18 protein-coding genes and 1 pseudogene are annotated in these 17567 nt (G+C 67.3%); 9 read left to right on the forward strand and 10 right to left on the reverse strand.

Features of this window, described 5'->3' with window-relative positions:
* Window positions 1-42 precede the first annotated feature (42 nt).
* The 3 genes and pseudogenes from IT40_RS29515 to IT40_RS29970 form a co-directional block, all read left to right on the forward strand.
* Window positions 43-438, forward strand: coding sequence for a TOBE domain-containing protein (locus IT40_RS29515; protein WP_208021333.1), 396 nt, complete (start codon window positions 43-45; stop codon window positions 436-438).
* Between the two features lie 68 nt (window positions 439-506).
* Window positions 507-1955 (forward strand): NAD-dependent succinate-semialdehyde dehydrogenase, encoded by a 1449-nt coding sequence (locus IT40_RS07645; RefSeq protein WP_036752750.1) that lies wholly within the window; start codon window positions 507-509, stop codon window positions 1953-1955.
* A 94-nt stretch (window positions 1956-2049) separates the two neighbouring features.
* Window positions 2050-2444 (forward strand): annotated as a pseudogene (locus tag IT40_RS29970) (transposase); the annotation flags it as partial.
* 90 nt (window positions 2445-2534) lie between these two features.
* On the opposite strand, the gene IT40_RS29175 reads toward IT40_RS29970, so the two are convergent.
* The 9 genes from IT40_RS29175 to IT40_RS07680 all read right to left on the reverse strand — a co-directional run bounded on the left by IT40_RS29175 (window position 2535) and on the right by IT40_RS07680 (window position 7350).
* The gene (locus tag IT40_RS29175; RefSeq protein ID WP_243700194.1) at window positions 2535-3026 is read right to left on the reverse strand and encodes a branched-chain amino acid ABC transporter permease; all 492 of its coding nucleotides are present in this window, start codon (window positions 3024-3026) and stop codon (window positions 2535-2537) included.
* Window positions 3027-3031: 5 nt separating this feature from the next.
* Window positions 3032-3256, reverse strand: coding sequence for a hypothetical protein (locus tag IT40_RS29180; protein WP_052095790.1), 225 nt, complete (start codon window positions 3254-3256; stop codon window positions 3032-3034).
* Window positions 3257-3296: 40 nt separating this feature from the next.
* Complete coding sequence (locus IT40_RS29185) at window positions 3297-3653, reverse strand: SDR family NAD(P)-dependent oxidoreductase (protein ID WP_036752753.1); 357 nt, start codon at window positions 3651-3653, stop codon at window positions 3297-3299.
* 89 nt (window positions 3654-3742) lie between these two features.
* The gene (locus tag IT40_RS07660) at window positions 3743-4084 is read right to left on the reverse strand and encodes an HIT family protein (protein WP_084196924.1); all 342 of its coding nucleotides are present in this window, start codon (window positions 4082-4084) and stop codon (window positions 3743-3745) included.
* A gap of 118 nt (window positions 4085-4202) precedes the next feature.
* Complete coding sequence (locus IT40_RS07665) at window positions 4203-4922, reverse strand: 2OG-Fe(II) oxygenase (RefSeq protein ID WP_036752682.1); 720 nt, start codon at window positions 4920-4922, stop codon at window positions 4203-4205.
* On the reverse strand, window positions 4919-5977 hold the full coding sequence (ada, locus tag IT40_RS07670; RefSeq protein WP_036752756.1) for a bifunctional DNA-binding transcriptional regulator/O6-methylguanine-DNA methyltransferase Ada: 1059 nt from the start codon (window positions 5975-5977) through the stop codon (window positions 4919-4921). Before ada ends, IT40_RS07665 begins: the two co-directional genes overlap by 4 nt.
* Before the next feature lie 123 nt (window positions 5978-6100).
* Complete coding sequence (locus IT40_RS07675; protein WP_052095791.1) at window positions 6101-6460, reverse strand: DUF1330 domain-containing protein; 360 nt, start codon at window positions 6458-6460, stop codon at window positions 6101-6103.
* 210 nt (window positions 6461-6670) lie between these two features.
* Window positions 6671-6838, reverse strand: coding sequence for a glycine zipper domain-containing protein (locus IT40_RS29190; protein ID WP_166436105.1), 168 nt, complete (start codon window positions 6836-6838; stop codon window positions 6671-6673).
* Window positions 6838-7350 (reverse strand): SRPBCC domain-containing protein, encoded by a 513-nt coding sequence (locus tag IT40_RS07680; RefSeq protein WP_084196928.1) that lies wholly within the window; start codon window positions 7348-7350, stop codon window positions 6838-6840. Before IT40_RS07680 ends, IT40_RS29190 begins: the two co-directional genes overlap by 1 nt.
* A gap of 97 nt (window positions 7351-7447) precedes the next feature.
* Here IT40_RS07680 and IT40_RS07685 point away from each other — a divergent pair, with 97 nt between their 5' ends.
* The 5 genes from IT40_RS07685 to IT40_RS26670 all read left to right on the forward strand — a co-directional run bounded on the left by IT40_RS07685 (window position 7448) and on the right by IT40_RS26670 (window position 13488).
* A complete protein-coding gene (locus tag IT40_RS07685) occupies window positions 7448-8344 on the forward strand; it encodes a LysR family transcriptional regulator (RefSeq protein ID WP_036752685.1) in 897 nt (298 codons plus the stop codon).
* A 450-nt stretch (window positions 8345-8794) separates the two neighbouring features.
* On the forward strand, window positions 8795-9964 hold the full coding sequence (locus IT40_RS07690; protein WP_052095793.1) for an MFS transporter: 1170 nt from the start codon (window positions 8795-8797) through the stop codon (window positions 9962-9964).
* Window positions 9965-10217: 253 nt separating this feature from the next.
* Window positions 10218-11069 carry a universal stress protein gene (locus tag IT40_RS07695; RefSeq protein ID WP_036752688.1) on the forward strand — a complete coding sequence of 284 codons (852 nt, stop codon included), beginning with the start codon at window positions 10218-10220 and terminating at the stop codon, window positions 11067-11069.
* 266 nt (window positions 11070-11335) lie between these two features.
* A complete protein-coding gene (locus tag IT40_RS07700) occupies window positions 11336-12439 on the forward strand; it encodes an ATP-grasp domain-containing protein (RefSeq protein WP_036752691.1) in 1104 nt (367 codons plus the stop codon).
* A gap of 83 nt (window positions 12440-12522) precedes the next feature.
* The gene (locus IT40_RS26670) at window positions 12523-13488 is read left to right on the forward strand and encodes an alpha/beta fold hydrolase (RefSeq protein WP_052095795.1); all 966 of its coding nucleotides are present in this window, start codon (window positions 12523-12525) and stop codon (window positions 13486-13488) included.
* Here IT40_RS26670 and IT40_RS07710 read toward each other — a convergent pair.
* Window positions 13443-14021 carry a DedA family protein gene (locus IT40_RS07710; protein ID WP_036752694.1) on the reverse strand — a complete coding sequence of 193 codons (579 nt, stop codon included), beginning with the start codon at window positions 14019-14021 and terminating at the stop codon, window positions 13443-13445. The genes IT40_RS26670 and IT40_RS07710 overlap by 46 nt on opposite strands.
* Before the next feature lie 480 nt (window positions 14022-14501).
* On the opposite strand from IT40_RS07710, the gene IT40_RS07715 reads away from it, so the two are divergent.
* Complete coding sequence (locus IT40_RS07715) at window positions 14502-16550, forward strand: catalase (protein ID WP_036752696.1); 2049 nt, start codon at window positions 14502-14504, stop codon at window positions 16548-16550.
* The last annotated feature ends 1017 nt before the right edge of the window (window positions 16551-17567 follow it).

The following is a 17567-nucleotide window of genomic DNA, read 5'->3' on the forward strand; positions in this document are numbered from 1 at the left end:
GGCACCGGACCCGAGCTTTATGCCAGTCCCGCCACGCATTTCGTGGCCGATTTCATCGGCGACAGCGCCTTCCTGGCCGGAGAGCTGGCCGAGGTGAAGGACGGCCGGGCCACGCTGCGTTTCACCGATGGCACGGTGCTGGCCGATGTGCCGATGCACGGCGCGGGCGCGCGGGGCGGCAAGGCCGAACTGATGCTGCGCCCCGAACGGATCGACCTGTCTGACACGATGGGCCCGCCGGGCGCCTCGCTGCCCATCACGGTAGAGGACGTGACTTTCCTGGGCAACAACAGCGCCGTCACCGCCCGCACCGGCTGGGGCGACCCGCTTTATATCCGGCTGAACTTCGGCCATCCGATGATGGGCAGCGTCTCGCGTGGGGACAAGCTGCATGTGCGCTGGCAACCGCAGGATGCCCATGCCTTCAGCAAAGAATGACGCCCGAGATCGGAATTCCCTCCAACCCGCCGGCTTGCAACGCGCGCCGGCCCGCAGCGGAAACCGCGATGCTTGACCTGAACGATCCCTCGCTGTTGACCGGCAGCGCCCTCATGAACGGCTCATATGTGCCGGGCGACCGGGTGTTCACCGTGACGAATCCCGCAACCGGCACGGAACTGGCGCAGGTGGCCGATCTGGGCGTTGCCGCGCTTCGCCAGGCCGTCGACGCCGCCCATGCCGCGCAAAAGCCCTGGGCGGCGCGCACCGGCAAGGACCGCGCCACGATCCTGCGCCGCTGGCACGACCTGATCATGGCCAACCCGGAGGATCTCGCCCTCATCCTGACCGCCGAGATGGGCAAGCCATTGCCCGAAGCGCGGGCCGAGATCGCCTATGGCGCATCCTATGTCGAATGGTTCGCCGAAGAGGCCAAGCGCGTCTATGGCGACACCATTCCCGGCCATATGCCCGACAAGCGCATCATCGTGCTGAAGCAGCCGGTGGGCGTCGTCGGCGCGATCACGCCCTGGAATTTCCCCAACGCCATGCTGGCGCGCAAGATCGCCCCGGCTTTGGCGACAGGCTGCACCATGGCCGCCCGGCCCTCGGAACTGACGCCGCTTTCGGCCCTGGCGCTTGGCGTTCTGGCCGAGCGCACGGGCATCCCGGCCGGGGTGCTGAACATCGTGCCCGGCCTCGATGCCGCCGGCATGGGGACCGAGCTTTGCGCCAATCCCAAGGTCGCGAAGATCACCTTCACCGGCTCGACCCGCGTGGGCAAGATCCTGATGCGGCAGGGCGCGGATACGATCAAGAAGCTGTCGCTGGAACTGGGCGGCAATGCGCCCTTCATCGTCTTCGACGACGCTGACCTGGACGCGGCGGTCGAGGGCGCCATGGCCGCCAAGTTCCGCAATGCCGGCCAGACCTGCGCCTGCGCCAACCGCATCTATGTGCAATCGGGCGTGCATGATGCCTTTGTCGAAAAGCTGGCTGCCAAGGTCGCGGCCCTGGCGGTCGGCGACGGTCGGGCCGAGGGCATCGCGATCGGTCCGCTCATCAACGACGCGGCCCTGGCCAAGGTGGAGGACCATATCGCCGACGCCCGCAGCCATGGCGCGACCATTGCCACCGGCGGCACACGGCATGCGCTTGACGGCACATTCTTCCAGCCGACCGTGCTGACCGGCATGACCGCGGCGATGAAGATCGCGCGCGAGGAAACCTTCGGTCCCGTCGCCCCCATGTGGCGCTTCGAGACCGAGGAAGAGGCGATGGCGCTGGCCAATGACCGCGAATTCGGGCTGGTGGGCTATTTCTTCTCGCGCGACCCGTCTCGCGTCTGGCGCGTGGCCGAGGCACTGGAGGTCGGCATGGTCGGGGTGAACACCGGCCTGATCTCGACCGAACTGGCGCCCTTCGGCGGCGTCAAGCAATCCGGCCGCCGCCGCGAGGGCAGCCATTACGGGATAGAGGATTACCTCGAGATCAAATGCATGTGCCTGTCGGCCTAAGCTACTTTGGCAGATTGCAGTCCTGCGAGCGTTTTGTGGGTCTCCCTGTTCGGTTTTGCGGGATTCATGGGGTCGATTGTTGCAGGCACCGGCCATGAACATGGATTGGCAAGTCGATCCGCAGCGGTGGCTTGAGCCGTTCATCACGGCCTTACGCGCGCGGATCTATCCGGCCTGTATGGCCAGGCTGATTGGTCCTGGGGATCGCAAGAGCATCCAACCGATGACGCCGCGTGCCGCAGGCGCAAGCTATGACCCACTTCATCGCTGGCTTGTGGGATGCCGCGCCGTTGGAGGCGGCGCTGCCTGCCGAGGCCGAACAGACAAGTCGGCGGGGACGATGCGTGGCTGATCATAGATGACACCGCGCTCCTCAGGAAGGGATGCCGGGCGGCCGGCGGCGCGCCGCAATATGCCTCGGCGCGCGGCAAGAAGGCCAACTGCCCCACGCGGGTGTCGCAGACGCTGGCCTTGGGCGAAGTGCCGGTCACCGCGATTGTTGGCCATACTGCCCAGAGATTCAGGCTGAGGGCGAGAATACCGTAGATGCAGGAGATCGAGACGACATGAATGAGGAAATCAGACACGGCTTGCCTCGCTGACGAAAATGCCCTTGGGGTGGAACAGCAGGATGGCAACCAGCAGCGCGAAGGAAGCCGCAGGTGCATAGCTTGCCGGCAGGAAGAAGAAATCCCTCCCGATCAGCAGACCATAATTGAGATTGGTGATCAGCGTTTCGGCCGCCGCGATAATGACGGCTCCCACCACCGCACCGAAGGCGTTCCCCAACCCGCCAAGGATTGCCGCCGCAAAGACCGGCAGCAGCATGTTGGTCCCCATGTCGATGCTGACCGATCCCCTCAGCGCCAGCATCGCACCGCCAAGTGCGGCGAGAACGCCAGACAGGAAAACGACGAGGCCGGTTACCTGCCCGATGTTCACCCCGGTGGCGGCGGCGAGGACGGGGTTGGTCGAAACCGCGCGCATCTCTCGCCCGAACGGCGTGCGGAACAAGAGCAATGCAAAGCTCAACAGCACGACCAGGGTCAGGCCGCCGGTGATCATCTGCATCTCGGTCACGCGCACACCCAGGATCCGGGTGGCAGGCGCAACGGGAACCGCGAAGCGCTGCGCCGACAGAACATGGCCAACGCGAGCGACCCGGTCAATGCGATCGCGGACTCCAACCGCAACAGCCGCTCGAAGATGAGGCGGTTGCACAACCAGGCCAGCACGCCCGCGGACAGCGCCGAAACCGTGATGGCCAACGCCAGGGAAAACGCTTGCCTTTGCAGGGTCATGCCGGTGTACCAACGCGACGTTTGGAAAGCAGGTTAAGGATTAGGCCGCCGTCAGGTTGACCGCGATGACATCCCGCCAGTTCTCGGGTGCCATCTCGGGGACCAGCCCCATCTGGCCGACGATGCCCGCATTGTTGAAGGCGCCGTCCAGCGCACCGAATTCCTGCAGCGCAAGGCCGGCCAGCACATCGCCATAGCCTTCGTCCCTGACGTCGCCGGCCAGAACGCGGGCTCGGCCGCCGTCCCGGTAGATCGAGGCCGCAAGGATCTCCAGTTCCGCCGCCCGGCGCGCGGCCAGCGCCAGGTTGGCGCCCTCGGCGGCAAACAGCGTGGCTGCGGCTGCGCCGATCCCGCTGCTGGCGCCGGTGACGATGATCGTCTTGCTCGTCAGTTCCATGATCCGTTCTCCTGAATAGTGGCCCATGGGTGTCCAGCCGCGGGGCCGCCCTGGCGGCTTCCCGTTCCTTGCCCTCGAAAGGCGGCGGCTCATAGCCTGCGGGCGATGTCCGCCGCGATCCGCTGAAGCGCGGCATCACCCGGATGCGGAAGCTCGCGATAGGTCACTTTCTCCTCCGGGATGTATCGCCTGGAGGTGATGTCGTCCTTCTCGACCAGCGGCACCAGATGGGCATGGGCATGAACGACATCGCCGCCGGTGAAGGCGAAAGCGAACCGCTCGACATCGAACAGCGCCTTCAGGATCCTGGCAAGCCTCTGCGCCAGCCTCATGATGTCGGTGGCAATGTCCGGCGGCAGCTCATCGAAGGTTTCATAGTGCTCAATGGGGATGATCTGCAGATGTCCCGGCCGGATCGGCCCGATATCCACGAGGCGCCCAGCCGTTCGTCGCGGAAGACCTCATGCGCCAGCTCCCGGTTGCGGGCGACCCGGCAGAGCAGGCAGGACATCGCGTTCACCCCTTCCCAAAGCCCGCGCTTTTACCCAATCATGTCGCGTCGTGGAAGATGATCCCCAGCGTGTGGCGCCGGCCGCCTCGGACGGTGCTGACGCCGTGGCGCATGTTCACGCGGTAATCGCCCCGGTTGCCGCGCACCGGGCGGTGATGCACCGCGAAGGCGACGGCGTCGCCCTGGCGCAGCGGCACGACCTCGGCCCGGCTTTGCATCCGGGGGCGCTGTTCGGTCAGCACGAATTCGCCGCCGGTGAAGTCGCCCCCGGGCTCGGACAGCAGGAAGGCCACCTGCAGGGGAAAGGCCAGCTCGCCGTAAAGATCCTGGTGCAGGCAATTGAAATCGCCCGGCCCGTATTGCAGCAAGAGCGGCGTCGGACGGGCCTGGCCGGCCGCATGGCACTGCTGCAGGAAGGTGTCCAGCGTGCCGGGATAGCGGGTGCCGATCTCCATGCGCGCGTTCCAGCCATTCGCCACCGCCGCCAGATGCGGATAAAGCCCCGCGCGCAACTCCGCCACCAGATCCGGCAGCGGATAGCCGAAATAGCGGTATTCGCCCTGGCCGAAACCGTGCCGGGCCATGTGGATATGGCTGCGGAAATGGCCCTCCTGCGGATAGAGCGCCGCCAGCTCGCGGCATTCGGCTGCGGTCAGCAGACCGGGCAGGACCGCGCTGCCATGCCGATCCAGCTCTGCCCCGAAACTCGCCCAATCCCGTGCGGCCAGCCGGTCCTGCAAGGTCGCGGGGGCGCTCATGCCTGCGCCTCTTTCTCCAGCAGCGCGCGCTTGCGCGGGACGCCCCAGCGATAGCCCGAGAGGCCGCCGTCGGTCCGCACCACGCGGTGGCAGGGGATGGCGACGGCGATGTGGTTCGCGGCGCAGGCCCCGGCCACCGCGCGCACCGCCCGCGGCGCGCCGATGCGACGGGCGATCTCGGCATAGCTGGCGGTCCGGCCCGCCGGTATATCGCGCAACGCTTGCCAGACGCGGGTCTGGAAGGCCGTCCCGCGAATGTCCAGCGGCAGGTCCAGGCCGATCCCCGGCGCCTCGACGAAGCCGACCACCTTCGCGACCAGCGCCGCGAAATCCGCGTCGTCGCCCGTCAGCCGGGCCTGCGGAAAGCGGTCCTGCAATTCGCGCACCAGCGCATCGGGATCGTCGCCCAAGCTGATCGCGCAGATGCCCCGGCCGCTTTGCGCCACCAGGATCGCGCCAAGCGAGCATTGCCCCACCGCGAAACGGATATCGGCATCCCGGCCGCCCTGCCGGTAGGCCGAGGGGGCCATGCCGAGCATCCGCGGCGACTGTTCGTAAAAGCGGCTGCTGGCGTTGAACCCGGCGGCATAGATCGCATCGGTGACGCTGGCGGCCTCGGGCAGTTCCGCGCGCACGCGCCCCGCCCGATGCGCCGCCGCATAGGCCCGCGGCGTCAGCCCGGTGATCGCCTTGAACTGGCGGTGGAAATGATGCGGGCTCATCCCGACCTTCTTGGCCAGATCGTCCAGCCGCGGCACCTCGTCCGCCCGTTCGATGATCCGGCAGGCCTCGGCGACGATGGCGGCATTCGCCTGCGCAGACGACGGGCCGCGGGGATTGCAGCGCAGGCAGGCGCGGAAGCCCGCGGCCTCGGCCTGGTCGGGCGTGTCGAAGAAGGACACGTTCTGCGGCTTCGCCTTGCGCGAGGGGCAGGAGGGGCGGCAATAGACGCCCGAGGTCCGCACCGCATAGACGAAGGCGCCGTCGCAGGCCGGATTGCGGGCAAGAACGCCCTGCCAGCGCGGATCGCGTTCGGTTTCGGTTTCAGTCGTCATCGCCAGTTCCATCGCTCGGCTCCTTCCATCACATATGTCGCGATGATAGGCGCCGCCAGCATCCCGCCGCTTCCCGCCCCTTGCTTTCAAATCCGCGACCGGGCGTCGACGGTCCCGGCACGGCTACCCCCCGGCGACGGGGTGCGCCCCCGCCCCGCCCGGCTGCGAGAGGATGTCCGTGGCACGATGATCGTCCCCGACCCCGTCGATCAGGATCACATCCCCTTGGGAATTGCGGGTGCGCAGCGGCAGGATCGCCCGATAGGCCGGCGAGGCATACCAGGCGCGGGCAGCCACGCGGTCGGGAAAGCCGATGACGATCAGATCCCCCGGCCAGGCGCCCTCCAATTGTTCCTTGTCGCCGCCATGGATCACGAACCTGCCTCCGAACGGCGCGAGCGTGGCGTCGATGGCTTCGAGATAGGCAACGATATCGGGGCCCATCTCGACCTGATGCAGACGGGCAACGGCGTAGCTGGTCATGAGTAGATCTCCTTCTCCGATGTGATCGGTTGAGTGCCGGCCGATGGCATGGCGCACCAAACCCCGGCCCGGCTGGAAAGCCGGCAACCACCGCCCGGCCGATGAACGGTCCAACGACCGCTCGACAGGATCGGGCCCGTCGCCGGCGGGACGATGGCGGTCGTCTGCGCCGCCTTCATGGGGGACGGGCGGAATGCCCGGACCCGATACCTATTTGCCGCCGGATTTCCCGGTCCAGGCCTTCCAGGCCGAGCCGATGGCGAGGCCCAGCGCCAGCCCTATGCCGACGCCAATCCCGATATTGTCCATCGCGCTGCCCACACCGGCGCCAATCCCCAGGCCCAGCGCGATCCCGATAGCGATTTTCCTGTTGCGCATCACCGTCCCTTTCCCAGGCCGATGGGTCCGGCCTCTACCCTGGCTTTCAGTGCCGCGTTCATCCTGTCGAAATCGCCGGCAAACCGCTTCACGTCGATGAACCACAGCAGCACGCCGTGGAAGTTTTCGCCATGGACCAGCCGGGTGCCGCCCTGGCACCCGTCGAGGATGAAGTAATGCTCGCCGTCGAAGATGCGCGGCAGGAACAGGCGGCCAAGCCAGCGCAGCTCCCTTGCCGGCGCGACCTTCAGCACGACCGGCCTGAAGGTCATCTCGCTGCCGGTTTCGGGCCGCATCCTGTTGACGAGCGTTGCGCCCTCGGCCAGCTCGCCTTCCATCGACAGGATGAAGGGGTTCCAGTCGCGATAGCTGCCCGGATCGCCCAGCAGCGCCCAGACCTGCGCGGGCGTGGCGTCGATCTCGACCTTCGTGACCACCTCCTGCCGCGGCGCGAACAGGAACGCCGCCGCCAGCAGGGCGGCCACCAAGGCGACGGCAAGCAGGATGGTCATGGCGTCCTCCGCATTGGCGCTGTCCGTGGACAAGACATAGGCCGCGCAGCGCAGAACGAAAATTGACGAATGGCGTAGGGAAGATATACAAAATCGTATGTCTGGTCGTGTCGATAGCTGGGATCATTGGCGCAGCTTTCTTGCCGTGGTCGAGGAAGGCAGCCTGTCGGGGGCGGCCAGGGCCCTGCGGCTGACCCAGCCGACGGTGGGCCGTCACATCGACGCGCTCGAGGATGGGATCGGGGCAAGGCTCTTCACCCGGTCGCGCGGCGGCCTTGATCCGACCCAACTGGCGCTGTCGCTGGTGCCGCAGGCAAGGGACATGGCCGTGATCGCGGATGACCTGGTCCGCACCGCCTCGGGCGAGCGGGACGAGGCGCGCGGCACCGTCCGGCTGGCGGCGATCGATATCGTCGGAACCCTGGTGCTGCCGCCGATGCTGGCCGACTTCCGCGATCGCCATCCGGGGATCGACATCGAATTGGCGCTGTCGACCCGCAACGAGAACCTTCTGCGCCGCGAGGCCGACATCGCGGTGCGCATGGTGCGCCCCGAACAGCAGGCCATCGTCGCGCGCCATGTGGGGCTCGTCCGGGTCGGCCTCTTCGCCCATCGCCGCTATGTCGCCGCCCACGGCCTGCCCGAGACGGTCGAGGCGCTGTTCTCTCACCCGCTGATCGGCATCGACCAGGAAGAGGGCCTTGTCGCCGGGATATCCTTCGGTGGCCACCCGCTCACGCGCGAGAGCTTCGCCTTTCGCTGCGACAGCGCCGTGGCCCAGCTGATGGCCGTGAAGGCCGGCTTCGGCATCGGCGCCTGCCACCTTGGGCTTGCGGCCGATGAGCCGGACCTGGTGCGCGTGCTGCCGGACGTGGTGGAGTTCGGCTATGAGATGTGGGTCGCCATGCACGAAGACCTGCGCGACACGCGCCGGATGCGGCTGCTGTTCGACCACCTGGTCGAAAACCTCGCCGCCTATGCGGCAATGCAATAGCTTCGACAGGCTGGAGCCGTTCAGGGCGCCCCCGGTGCAGGCCGGTCAGGGCCGGAGAACACAAGTGCCCCCCGGACGCCATCGCCCCGCCGAATGCGATTACACGGCGGTGGCGGGCGCGAAGAATGCGCTGGATCATGCTGGACGGGCGGAAGCCCCGCGGGCTTGGGCCATACCGTTGCGGCTGATCGTTCCCGGTTCCTTCCGGGGCCTCCGCGGGACCAACCTGGTCCCGGCCCCGTCGCGGTCGTTGCCGATGCGGTCGGGTTGAGGGCCGGCAGCCTCTTGTGGTAGTTTCTGATGCAGGCAAGGGAGTTGACGATGGGAATTTCGAACGACGCAGACAGGTAAGCCGCGACAGCCTGGAAAACTGTCGCGGCGTGCCGTCCGGCATGATCCTCCTCTGCTGGCAGGACGCCGCTTGACCTTCAATCAACGCGGAGTTTTGTTATGCCTGCAAACCGGAGTGGCCATGCGGCCATCGGGCTTTCATCCCTGTTTCTGGCCTCGCTGGTGCTGTTCACCGACGACTATGTCATCGCCGGCATCCTGCCCGAACTGGCCCGAGACCTGGCCGTCAGCGAGGGCCTGGCGGGCCAGTTGATCACCGTCTTTTCCGCGACGGTCGCAATCGCGGCGCCCCTATGCGCCATCCTTCTTGCAGGGCTCGGGCGCAAGCCCCTGATCCTGGCGGCCCTGCTGCTATTCGCCTGCGCCAATCTGCTGGCAGCATTCGCTTCGTCCTTCGCCCTGTTGATGGCAATGCGGGTTGCCGCGGCGCTTTGCGCGGCGGCAACCACGCCATCGCTGTTCGCCGTCGCAGCCTCGATGGCGCCAGAGGGAAAGGCCGGGCGCTACATCGCCGTGATCAGCCTTGGCGTCACCGGCTCGATCGCCTTCGGTGTGCCTTTGGGAACGTGGATCGGGGCCGCCTTCGGCTGGCGATGGACCTTCGGCTGCATGGCGATGGGCGGCCTGCTGGCCGCCATCGCGATAGGGCGACTGCTGCCGAGGTCGGAGCGTCAGCCGGCTTCGGACCTGAAGGCGCTGCTGGTTCCGCTGATGTCGCGGCCTTTGCTGCTCGGCTTTCTGGCGAATTTCCTGAACATGGCGGCAAGCATGATGCTTCTGACCTATCTCGCACCGGTGCTGCTGGCGCTGGGCGATATCGGCCCGCAGCAAAGGGGGCTGGTCTTCGGCCTGTCCGGCTTTGCCGGGATGGCGGGGGTCTGGCTCGGCGGGCGCGCGATTGATCGCCGGGGCGCGTTTCGCGCCCTGATCATAGGGATGACGGCCTTTGCCATCGCCATGATCGGGCTGACGATCTTCTGGGCCTTGCGACCCGTCCCGCTGCCCGGCATGCTTGTTGTAGTCGCCCTGTGGGCGGGATCGGCGTTCTGGAACGCGCCGGCCATCGCGGCAAGGATCATGGGCCTTGCCGGTGGGGCCGCGCAGCAGGCGATGGCGCTGAACACCAGCTTCACCTATCTCGGTGTGGCTCTCGGCGGCATCCTTGGCGGCATTGTCCTCGATCTGGCCGGCGTCGCGTTCCTCGCGCCGGTTTCTCTGACGCTTGCCACCCTGGCCGTGGGCGTGCTGCACATGTCCCGCGGAAGCTAGCGGCGCGAAGCCCCCTGCCTTCGGGCCGGCCCCTGGTCCATCCTTGTGTCGGCCGAACGGTCGATAGGGTCTGCCTGCCGATCCCGACCTCGCCCTTCGAGATCGCAAGGTAGCGCAATGGCCGATTTCTTCGCCTTTGCGAATGCCCCGGCCTGCCGCCGGTAGCACCTAAAATCGTTTGCGCATAGACAAAGACAGGCAGGCTTCGGCGGCTGACGCCAACCGAAGCTCGCAATGAACGAAGGGACAGGCCATGAAGACGATCCTTGTTGCGGTTGATCCTCAGCACGATGCCGACCGGGTGCTTGCCCGCGCCGCCCAGCTGTCCGAACAGCACAAGGCAGCCGTGGTCGTCATGCACGTGCTCGACGATATGGGCGTCATGGAACCCGAAATGCGTGCCGCGGCAGGGCGGCATGCCCGTGCGACGCTCGAGACGCTCATCGACGCCCCGCGCTTTGCGAGGGCGCCGACCCTGAGGGTCGAGTTCGGAATACCGCATCGCTGCGTGACAAAGGCAGCGCATGAGCTGTCGGCCGACATCGTCGTGATCGGACCAGGGCAGCCCTCGACCCTGCTCCAGCGCGTGTTCGGCTCGACCGCGGATCGCATTGTGCGTATGGCATCAGTTCCGGTGCTTGTTGTCCGCGGCGAGCATGCGCGGCGATACGGCACCGTGGCCGCCGCCATGGATTTCTCGCCCTTGTCGGAGGCAGCTCTGGAAGCGGTCCGGGGGCTGGCGCCGGATGCACGGATCACCCTTGTTCACGCCTATGAAGCGCCTCTTCCCTTCGAGCAGGCGATGCTGCGGGCCGGCACCCTGCCAGACGATGCCGAACATTTTCGGCGGTCCAGGATGAACGATTGTCGCCGGCAGCTTCTGGACCTGGCGCGACCCCATGGCCGCGAAGAGAACGTCCTGGTTCTACAGGGGGCTCCCGGTGCCGCACTTGTGGAATTGTCCCAAGGCGGACGCGTGGACCTTGTCGCCATGGGAACGCAAGGGCGAAACGCGACCGCGGAGGTCTTGTTGGGAAGCGTCGCCAGGCGGCTGCTTTCGGAGGCGGGTTGCGATGTGCTGGTCGTTGGACCAGCGCGCGTATAGGACAGTGGCCGCACCTGCCGGCAGAGCCCGCATAGCCGGGTCGAACGCTTGCTTCCGGGCAGCGGCGGACGGGGCGACATGGTCTCTGGCGCGAAACGATGGGGAAGATCGGCGGCCGGCCCGCAAATCTGGACCTTTTGGCAGAATTGCGCCATGGTCGCCTTCTTCCGGGCGCTGCGTCGGAAGCCGGGATGCATCGCCGGCACAAGGTGGCTCGGCCATGCCCGCAGCGCCACACGCGACCCAGCAAAGGACGACCCGGACCATTGACCTGCACGCCTCAAGCCGCCTCTCTCCAGTTCCGTCCGCCGGAGGGAGAGCGTTATCCCGCCTTCAAGCGCCACATCCCCGAGCGGCTGTTCTATGTGCTGCCCGCGCTGATGTGGCTGGCGCTGGCGATCCGGTATCGCAGCCTGACGCTTCCCAGCGCCGCCAACCCGGCGATGGAGGCGGGCGGGCTGTGGGGGGAAAGCAAGTCGCAGGGACTGGACCTGTTCGGGCCGCAGGGGCGGACCCGGCTGGCGGGTTTCGTCCGCCTTCGTCGTGAGGCGGCGGACATCGCCCCCCTCGACCGCGCGCTGACCGCCATGGCCGGGGCGGGGCTGGACTTTCCGGTCGTCGCCAAGCCCGACCGCGGCTATCAGGGCTGGGGCGTCAGGCTGATCCGGCAGGCCGAGGATCTGGCGGATTACCTGGCGGTGCATCCTCCGGGCACCACCATCCTGCTGCAGGAACTGGTCGATCTGCCCGGCGAGGCAGGGATCTTCTACCTGCGCCACCCCGGCCAGGCGCGGGGCCGCATCGTCTCGATGGCCTTCGTCTATCCGCCGCATGTGGTCGGCGACGGACGCCGCAGCGTGGCCCGGCTGGTCCAGGCCGACAAGATCCTGCGCCCGAACAGCGCCATCTATCGCGACCGGCATCCCGAAAGCTGGGAGACGGTGCCCATGCCGGGTGCCGCCCATATCCTGACCAATGCGCGCAGCGCCCGGCTTGGCGCGGTCTATCGCGACGCGCAGTCCTTCGTCACGCCGGAGCTGGAAGCGGTGATCGACGAGATCTCGCGCGAGATCCCGGATTTCCATTTCGGCCGCTTCGACGTCCGCTTTCGCAGCGCCGAGGAGCTGGCCGCGGCCCGCGGCTTCAGGATACTGGAGCTGAACGGCGCCGGCGCCGAGATGCTGCACATCTGGGCCGGCGGCCGCACGCTGCGACAGGCATACCGCGCGTTATGGCAGCAGTATCGCTGGCTTTTCGCCATCGGCGATGCCATGCGGCGGCGCGGGGCGCGGGTGGTGGGCCTGCGCGGCATGATCCGGCTGCAGCGCCAGCAGGAGGCGCTGCGGCGGATCTATCCCCCAAGCTCGTGAACGCCCCTTGCGCAGCTTCGCGCCGGGCGGGACAGTGCCATTGATCGGCGCGGCCAATCCGGCCCGGCGCAAAGGAGCCCTGCATGATCCCCGACCTGCCCCTCTGCCAGCCCCCCGGCGAAACCATCGTGGTTCCCGCGCCGGAACAGTCGCTGGCCGAAGAGGCGCTTGGCTTCGTGCTTGAGCCGTTCCAGCCGCTGCGCGAACAGTTCTCGGCCATCACCGGCCTGGGGCTGGAGCCGGACGAGGCCTGGCCCGAGGAACAAGGCCGCACGGTCCGGCAAATGCGGCTGGCGCGCAAGGACGGGCAGGCATACCTGGGCTATCTGGCGGCCGGCCAGCCCGGTGGGCGGCGGGTGATCTTCCTGCATGGCAGTCCCGGCACCGCCGAGGAATGGGACAGGTTCCTGCTGGATGTCCCCGCCGGGCAGTATCACATGGCCGTCGACCGCCCCGGTTTCGGCGCAAGCGGCGAAGAGCCCGAGACCGCGCTGGCCGGTCAGGCCGCCGCCGTAGCCCCGCTGCTGACCGCCGGCACGCGGCCTGCGGTTCTTGTCGGCTATTCCTATGGCGGTCCGGTCGCCTTGCGGCTTGCTGCAGATTATCCCGACCGGGTGGCGGGCGTCTTGTTGATCGGTGCCGCCGCCGATCCGCAACTGGAGGAAACCCACCCGCTGCAACAGCTGGCCGCGCTGGATTTCTTCGCCCGGCTTTTGCCCGCCGAGCTGGCCAATGCCAATGCAGAGCTTATGAACCTGCAGCCGGGGCTTCAGGATCTGGCCGCCGATCTGGGGCGCATCACCGCACCCGTCACCATCGTTCAGGGCCTGGCCGATACCCTGGTGCCGCCGGAGAACGTGCCCTTCCTGCAAGCGCATCTGCCCGAGAGCCCCGGTCCGCGGGTGATCCTGGTCGAAGAGGCCGACCATTTCCTGCCCTGGACCCATCCCGAGCTGCTGCGCGCTGCGCTGGATTGCGTGATCGGCGACGAAGAGGCGCCGCCTCAGCCGCCCGAGCCGTCCCCCTCGTCCTTGCTCGAGGCGAAATAATAGACCGTGAACCGATGGCTCAGCCAGACCGCAGCGATGACCAGCGCCGCCACGACCAGCCAGGCCCAGTTGCCCAGCAGGTCGAACAGGACGAGGTTGAGACCGAACGCCCCGAAAAACAGCGCCACCGTGTAGACCGCCGCAACCACGCCGTTCACGATGGCGAACCGGCGAAAATCCACGCGCAGGAAGCCGCTGGCCATGAAGATCGGCGGCAGCAGCCGTGCCAGCAGCGCCGCCGGCCAGACCCCGCGATCCAGCAGGTGCCGCCCCCGCTCCAGCATCTTCCCGTCGATCCAGCGGCGGACAAGCGGGCTGCTTCCGGCCAGCGCGCCGATCCCGTAAAGCGCCCAGTCGCTGACGATATTCCCTGTCACCAGCGCCACCAGAGCCAGCGTGGTGCCGATCTCTCCCGCGGCGGCCAGCGCCGCACCGGCGACGATCGCCCCTTCCTCCATGACGAAATTCGCAAGAAACAGCAGCACGGCCAATATCAGCGGATTGCCCAGATACTGTTCGATAAGGGCCTCCACCGGGCGGATCCTCCTGGGGCATGGGGCATGATGGGTCTAGCTAATGGCACCCGCCTGCCTCCGCAAGCCGGGCATGGACAAAGCTCCATCGCGGGCGTGACCCACGCACGCCTGTCCAGCACCGGCCGGAGAAATGCGCTATTCGCCGAACGAGAGGCGGGGCCCGCCGGCGATCCACCTTTCTTGAAATACGGCTCTGGCCATGGGGAAGGACCAGGACAAAGCTGCGGCAGGAAGCCCGCCAGAGCCAGCTTGCGACCGCCGGCCGCCGGTTGCTGCGGTCTCGCGGGGAAAGCCCTACGCTGGTATGGATCGCTGCGCCTGTCCGAAACCGATCCGCGTCGCCGGGGCCGAGCGGCCGCACCTCGACGCATGACGGCACCCTGCGGGGAACCGTTGCTCTTGCCTGACGTTGGACCATCTCCGGCGGCGCTGGTCGGCGTGCCAGTGCCCACCCACCTTCATGGCAGGCGAGGAACGATGGCACCGAATCCCGACAGGACTGAACAAGGCAATGCCGGCGAAACGCAGCAGCGCGGCGGCGAGACCCTGACCACCAACCACGGCATCCCGTTTTCCGACAACCAGAACAGCCTGCGCGCGGGCCATCGCGGCCCGACGCTGCTGGAAGATTTCCTTCTGCGCGAGAAGATCTTCCATTTCGACCATGAGCGCATCCCCGAGCGCATCGTCCATGCCCGCGGCTCGGCCGCGCATGGCCATTTCGAATGCACCGACCCGATCCCCGAGCTGACGCGCGCCAGCCTCTTTGCCAAGAAGGGCAAGAAGACCCCGGTCTTCGTGCGCTTTTCCACCGTCGCGGGCGGGGCGGGCTCGGTCGATACGCCCCGCGACGTGCGCGGTTTCGCGGTCAAGTTCTATACCGACGACGGGAACTGGGATCTGGTCGGCAACAACATCCCGGTCTTCTTCATCCAGGACGCGATCAAGTTTCCCGACCTCGTGCATTCGGTCAAGATGGAGGCCGACCGGGGCTATCCCCAGGCCGCCTCGGCCCATGACACGTTCTGGGATTTCGTCTCGCTGATGCCCGAAAGCCTGCATACGGTGATCTGGGCCATGTCCGACCGCGCCATCCCGCGCAGCTATCGCATGATGCAGGGTTTCGGCGTCCATAGCTTCAAGCTGGTGAACGACCAGGGCGAGACCCGTTTCGTCAAGTTCCACTGGCGCCCGCGGCTGGGCATGCAATCGCTGGTCTGGGACGAAAGCGCCAAGATGCAGGGCGCGGACAACGACTATCACCGCCGCGACCTCTACGAGGCGATTGCGGCGGGCGACTATCCCGAATGGGACCTGGGCCTGCAGATCTTCGACCAGGAACTGGCCGACAGCCTGCCCTGGGACGTGCTGGACGCGACCAAGATCATCCCCGAGGAGATCGTGCCGCTGCGGGTGGTCGGCCGCCTGGTGCTGGACCGCAATCCCGACAATTTCTTCGCCGAGACCGAGCAGGTCGCCTTCCTGCCCTCCAACATCGTGCCGGGGATCGAGTTTTCCGACGACCCGCTGCTGCAGGGGCGGCTGTTTTCCTATCTCGACACGCAGAAATCACGGCTGGGTACGACCAATTTCCACCAGATCCCGGTGAATGCGCCGAAATGCCCCTTTGCCAACATGATGCGCGACGGGATGATGCAGACCCAGGTGCCGAAGGGCCGCGCCAATTACGAGCCGAACAGCCTGGACCAGGCGGGCGAAGACCCCGGCCCCCGCGCCAGCGCCGAAGGTTTCGCCACCGCGCCGCAAGAGGTTTTCGGCCCCAAGCTGCGCATCCGGGCCGAAAGCTTCGGCGATCACTACAGCCAGCCGCGCCTGTTCTGGCGCTCGCAGACCGCGAACGAGCAGGCGCATATCGCCTCGGCCTTCGTCTTTGAACTCTCCAAGGTGGGGCTCGGCCATGTGCGCAGCCGCGTCGTCAGTCATCTGCGCAATATCGACGAGGATCTGGCCAAGCGCGTGGCGGCGGGCCTCGCGATCGAGCTGCCCAAGGCGGCAAAGCCGTTCCGCGACCCGATCGATATCGCGCCTTCGGACGCGCTGTCGATCCAGAAGAACTGGCAGCCGACGCTCAAGGGGCGCAAGGTCGGCATCCTGTTCGCCGAAGGCTCGGACAAGGCGGAGCTCGACGCGCTGGTGGCGGCGGTCGGAAAGGCCGGCGGCACGCCCTTCACCATCGCCCCCAAGGTCGGCGGCATCGCGCTGGCGGGCGGCGAGGCCAAGGCCGACGGCCAGCTTGCCGGCTCGCCCTCGGTGCTGTTCGACGCGGTGGCGCTGGTCCTGACCGATGAGGCGGCGCAAAAGCTGGCGCGGGACGGCGCGGCGGTCGGCTTCGTCATGGACGCCTTTGCCCATCTCAAGGCCATCGGCCATACGCCGGGCGCGCAACCGCTGCTGGACCGCGCGGGGATCGAGCCGGACGAGGGCGTCACCGATCTTGCCGCCCTGCCCCAGGCGGCTGCCCGCCGCTATTGGGACCGCGAGCCCAAGGTCCGCGACCTGGCCTGACCCCCGGCCCGCCCCGCAAGGGGTGGGCCTTTCCATCTTTCGGCAGATGCCATGCCCGCGCAGGGCGCCAAGTCCCGCAAGGACGATCTGCGCGCCGGAACACCCTTCCGGGTCACGGCCGCAAAGCCCCTACCCCGCGGCTGACCCGCGACCGCCTCGACGTCATCGGGCGCACGCATCACGGGCTGGGGCCGAGGCGGGTTAGGGAAATCCGTCCTGATCCAGGACCGCCGCCCGCCGATGCGCGGCTTGTGGTCCCGACCGCGATGATCCAGTCCCAGATCGGCGTGCGGACCGACAGGTCAGCGCTGCGGATGCACCTATCGACAGCAACCGACGACAAAGCGGACACGATGCTTCAATCCGCCCATCTCCTGTCGCAGGAAGACCCGCGCCCGCAGCCGCGGTCCCGAAGCGGTTTCGAGCATCGGATTTCCTGCCACCCGCGCGCGGATGCGATGTCCGAGCCCGCCACTGGATATGGCGCGACCGTGAGTGCGAAGGTCTGCAATAGCATTTCCAGGGCGATGAAGCCCAGTTGCACCGCCTTGCGCGCGCCTGGCAGGCTGCTGAAAAAGGATTTTGAGAGGGCGACGCAGCGGAAATCGTTCTGGATCCAGCTGATATCGGCCCGAAATGGGGTGTTTTCGGCAAATTTGAGGCGGATTTCCCGGTTCCCCGCCCGCGCTGTCCTGTCGCAAGGACTTTTTCAGCAGCCTGCTAGCAGGGCGCGCGCCGAGACCGACCTGCAATGCCTCGAAAGGTGGAGCAGGCGCGCCATCCCCTCGGCATCCGGCCGATCCGTCCTGATCGGCCTGGCCTGCAGTTCCTGCGCCATGATGCTGCGGCCCCCAGACCACAGGTGCGCAGGCTGCACCGGCTATGCCTCACGATCCTTGCGGCGCTGCGTGCCGCTGCGATGGGTGATCGCCAGCAGGACCGACGGTTCCCTGAGCCGCAGCCGATGCCAGCTGCCCGCCGGCACGACCTGGCCCGTCCTCGGCGTCAGTTCCACCG

Source organism: Paracoccus versutus, from assembly GCF_000763885.1.
In the GTDB taxonomy this organism is placed as follows: domain Bacteria; phylum Pseudomonadota; class Alphaproteobacteria; order Rhodobacterales; family Rhodobacteraceae; genus Paracoccus; species Paracoccus versutus.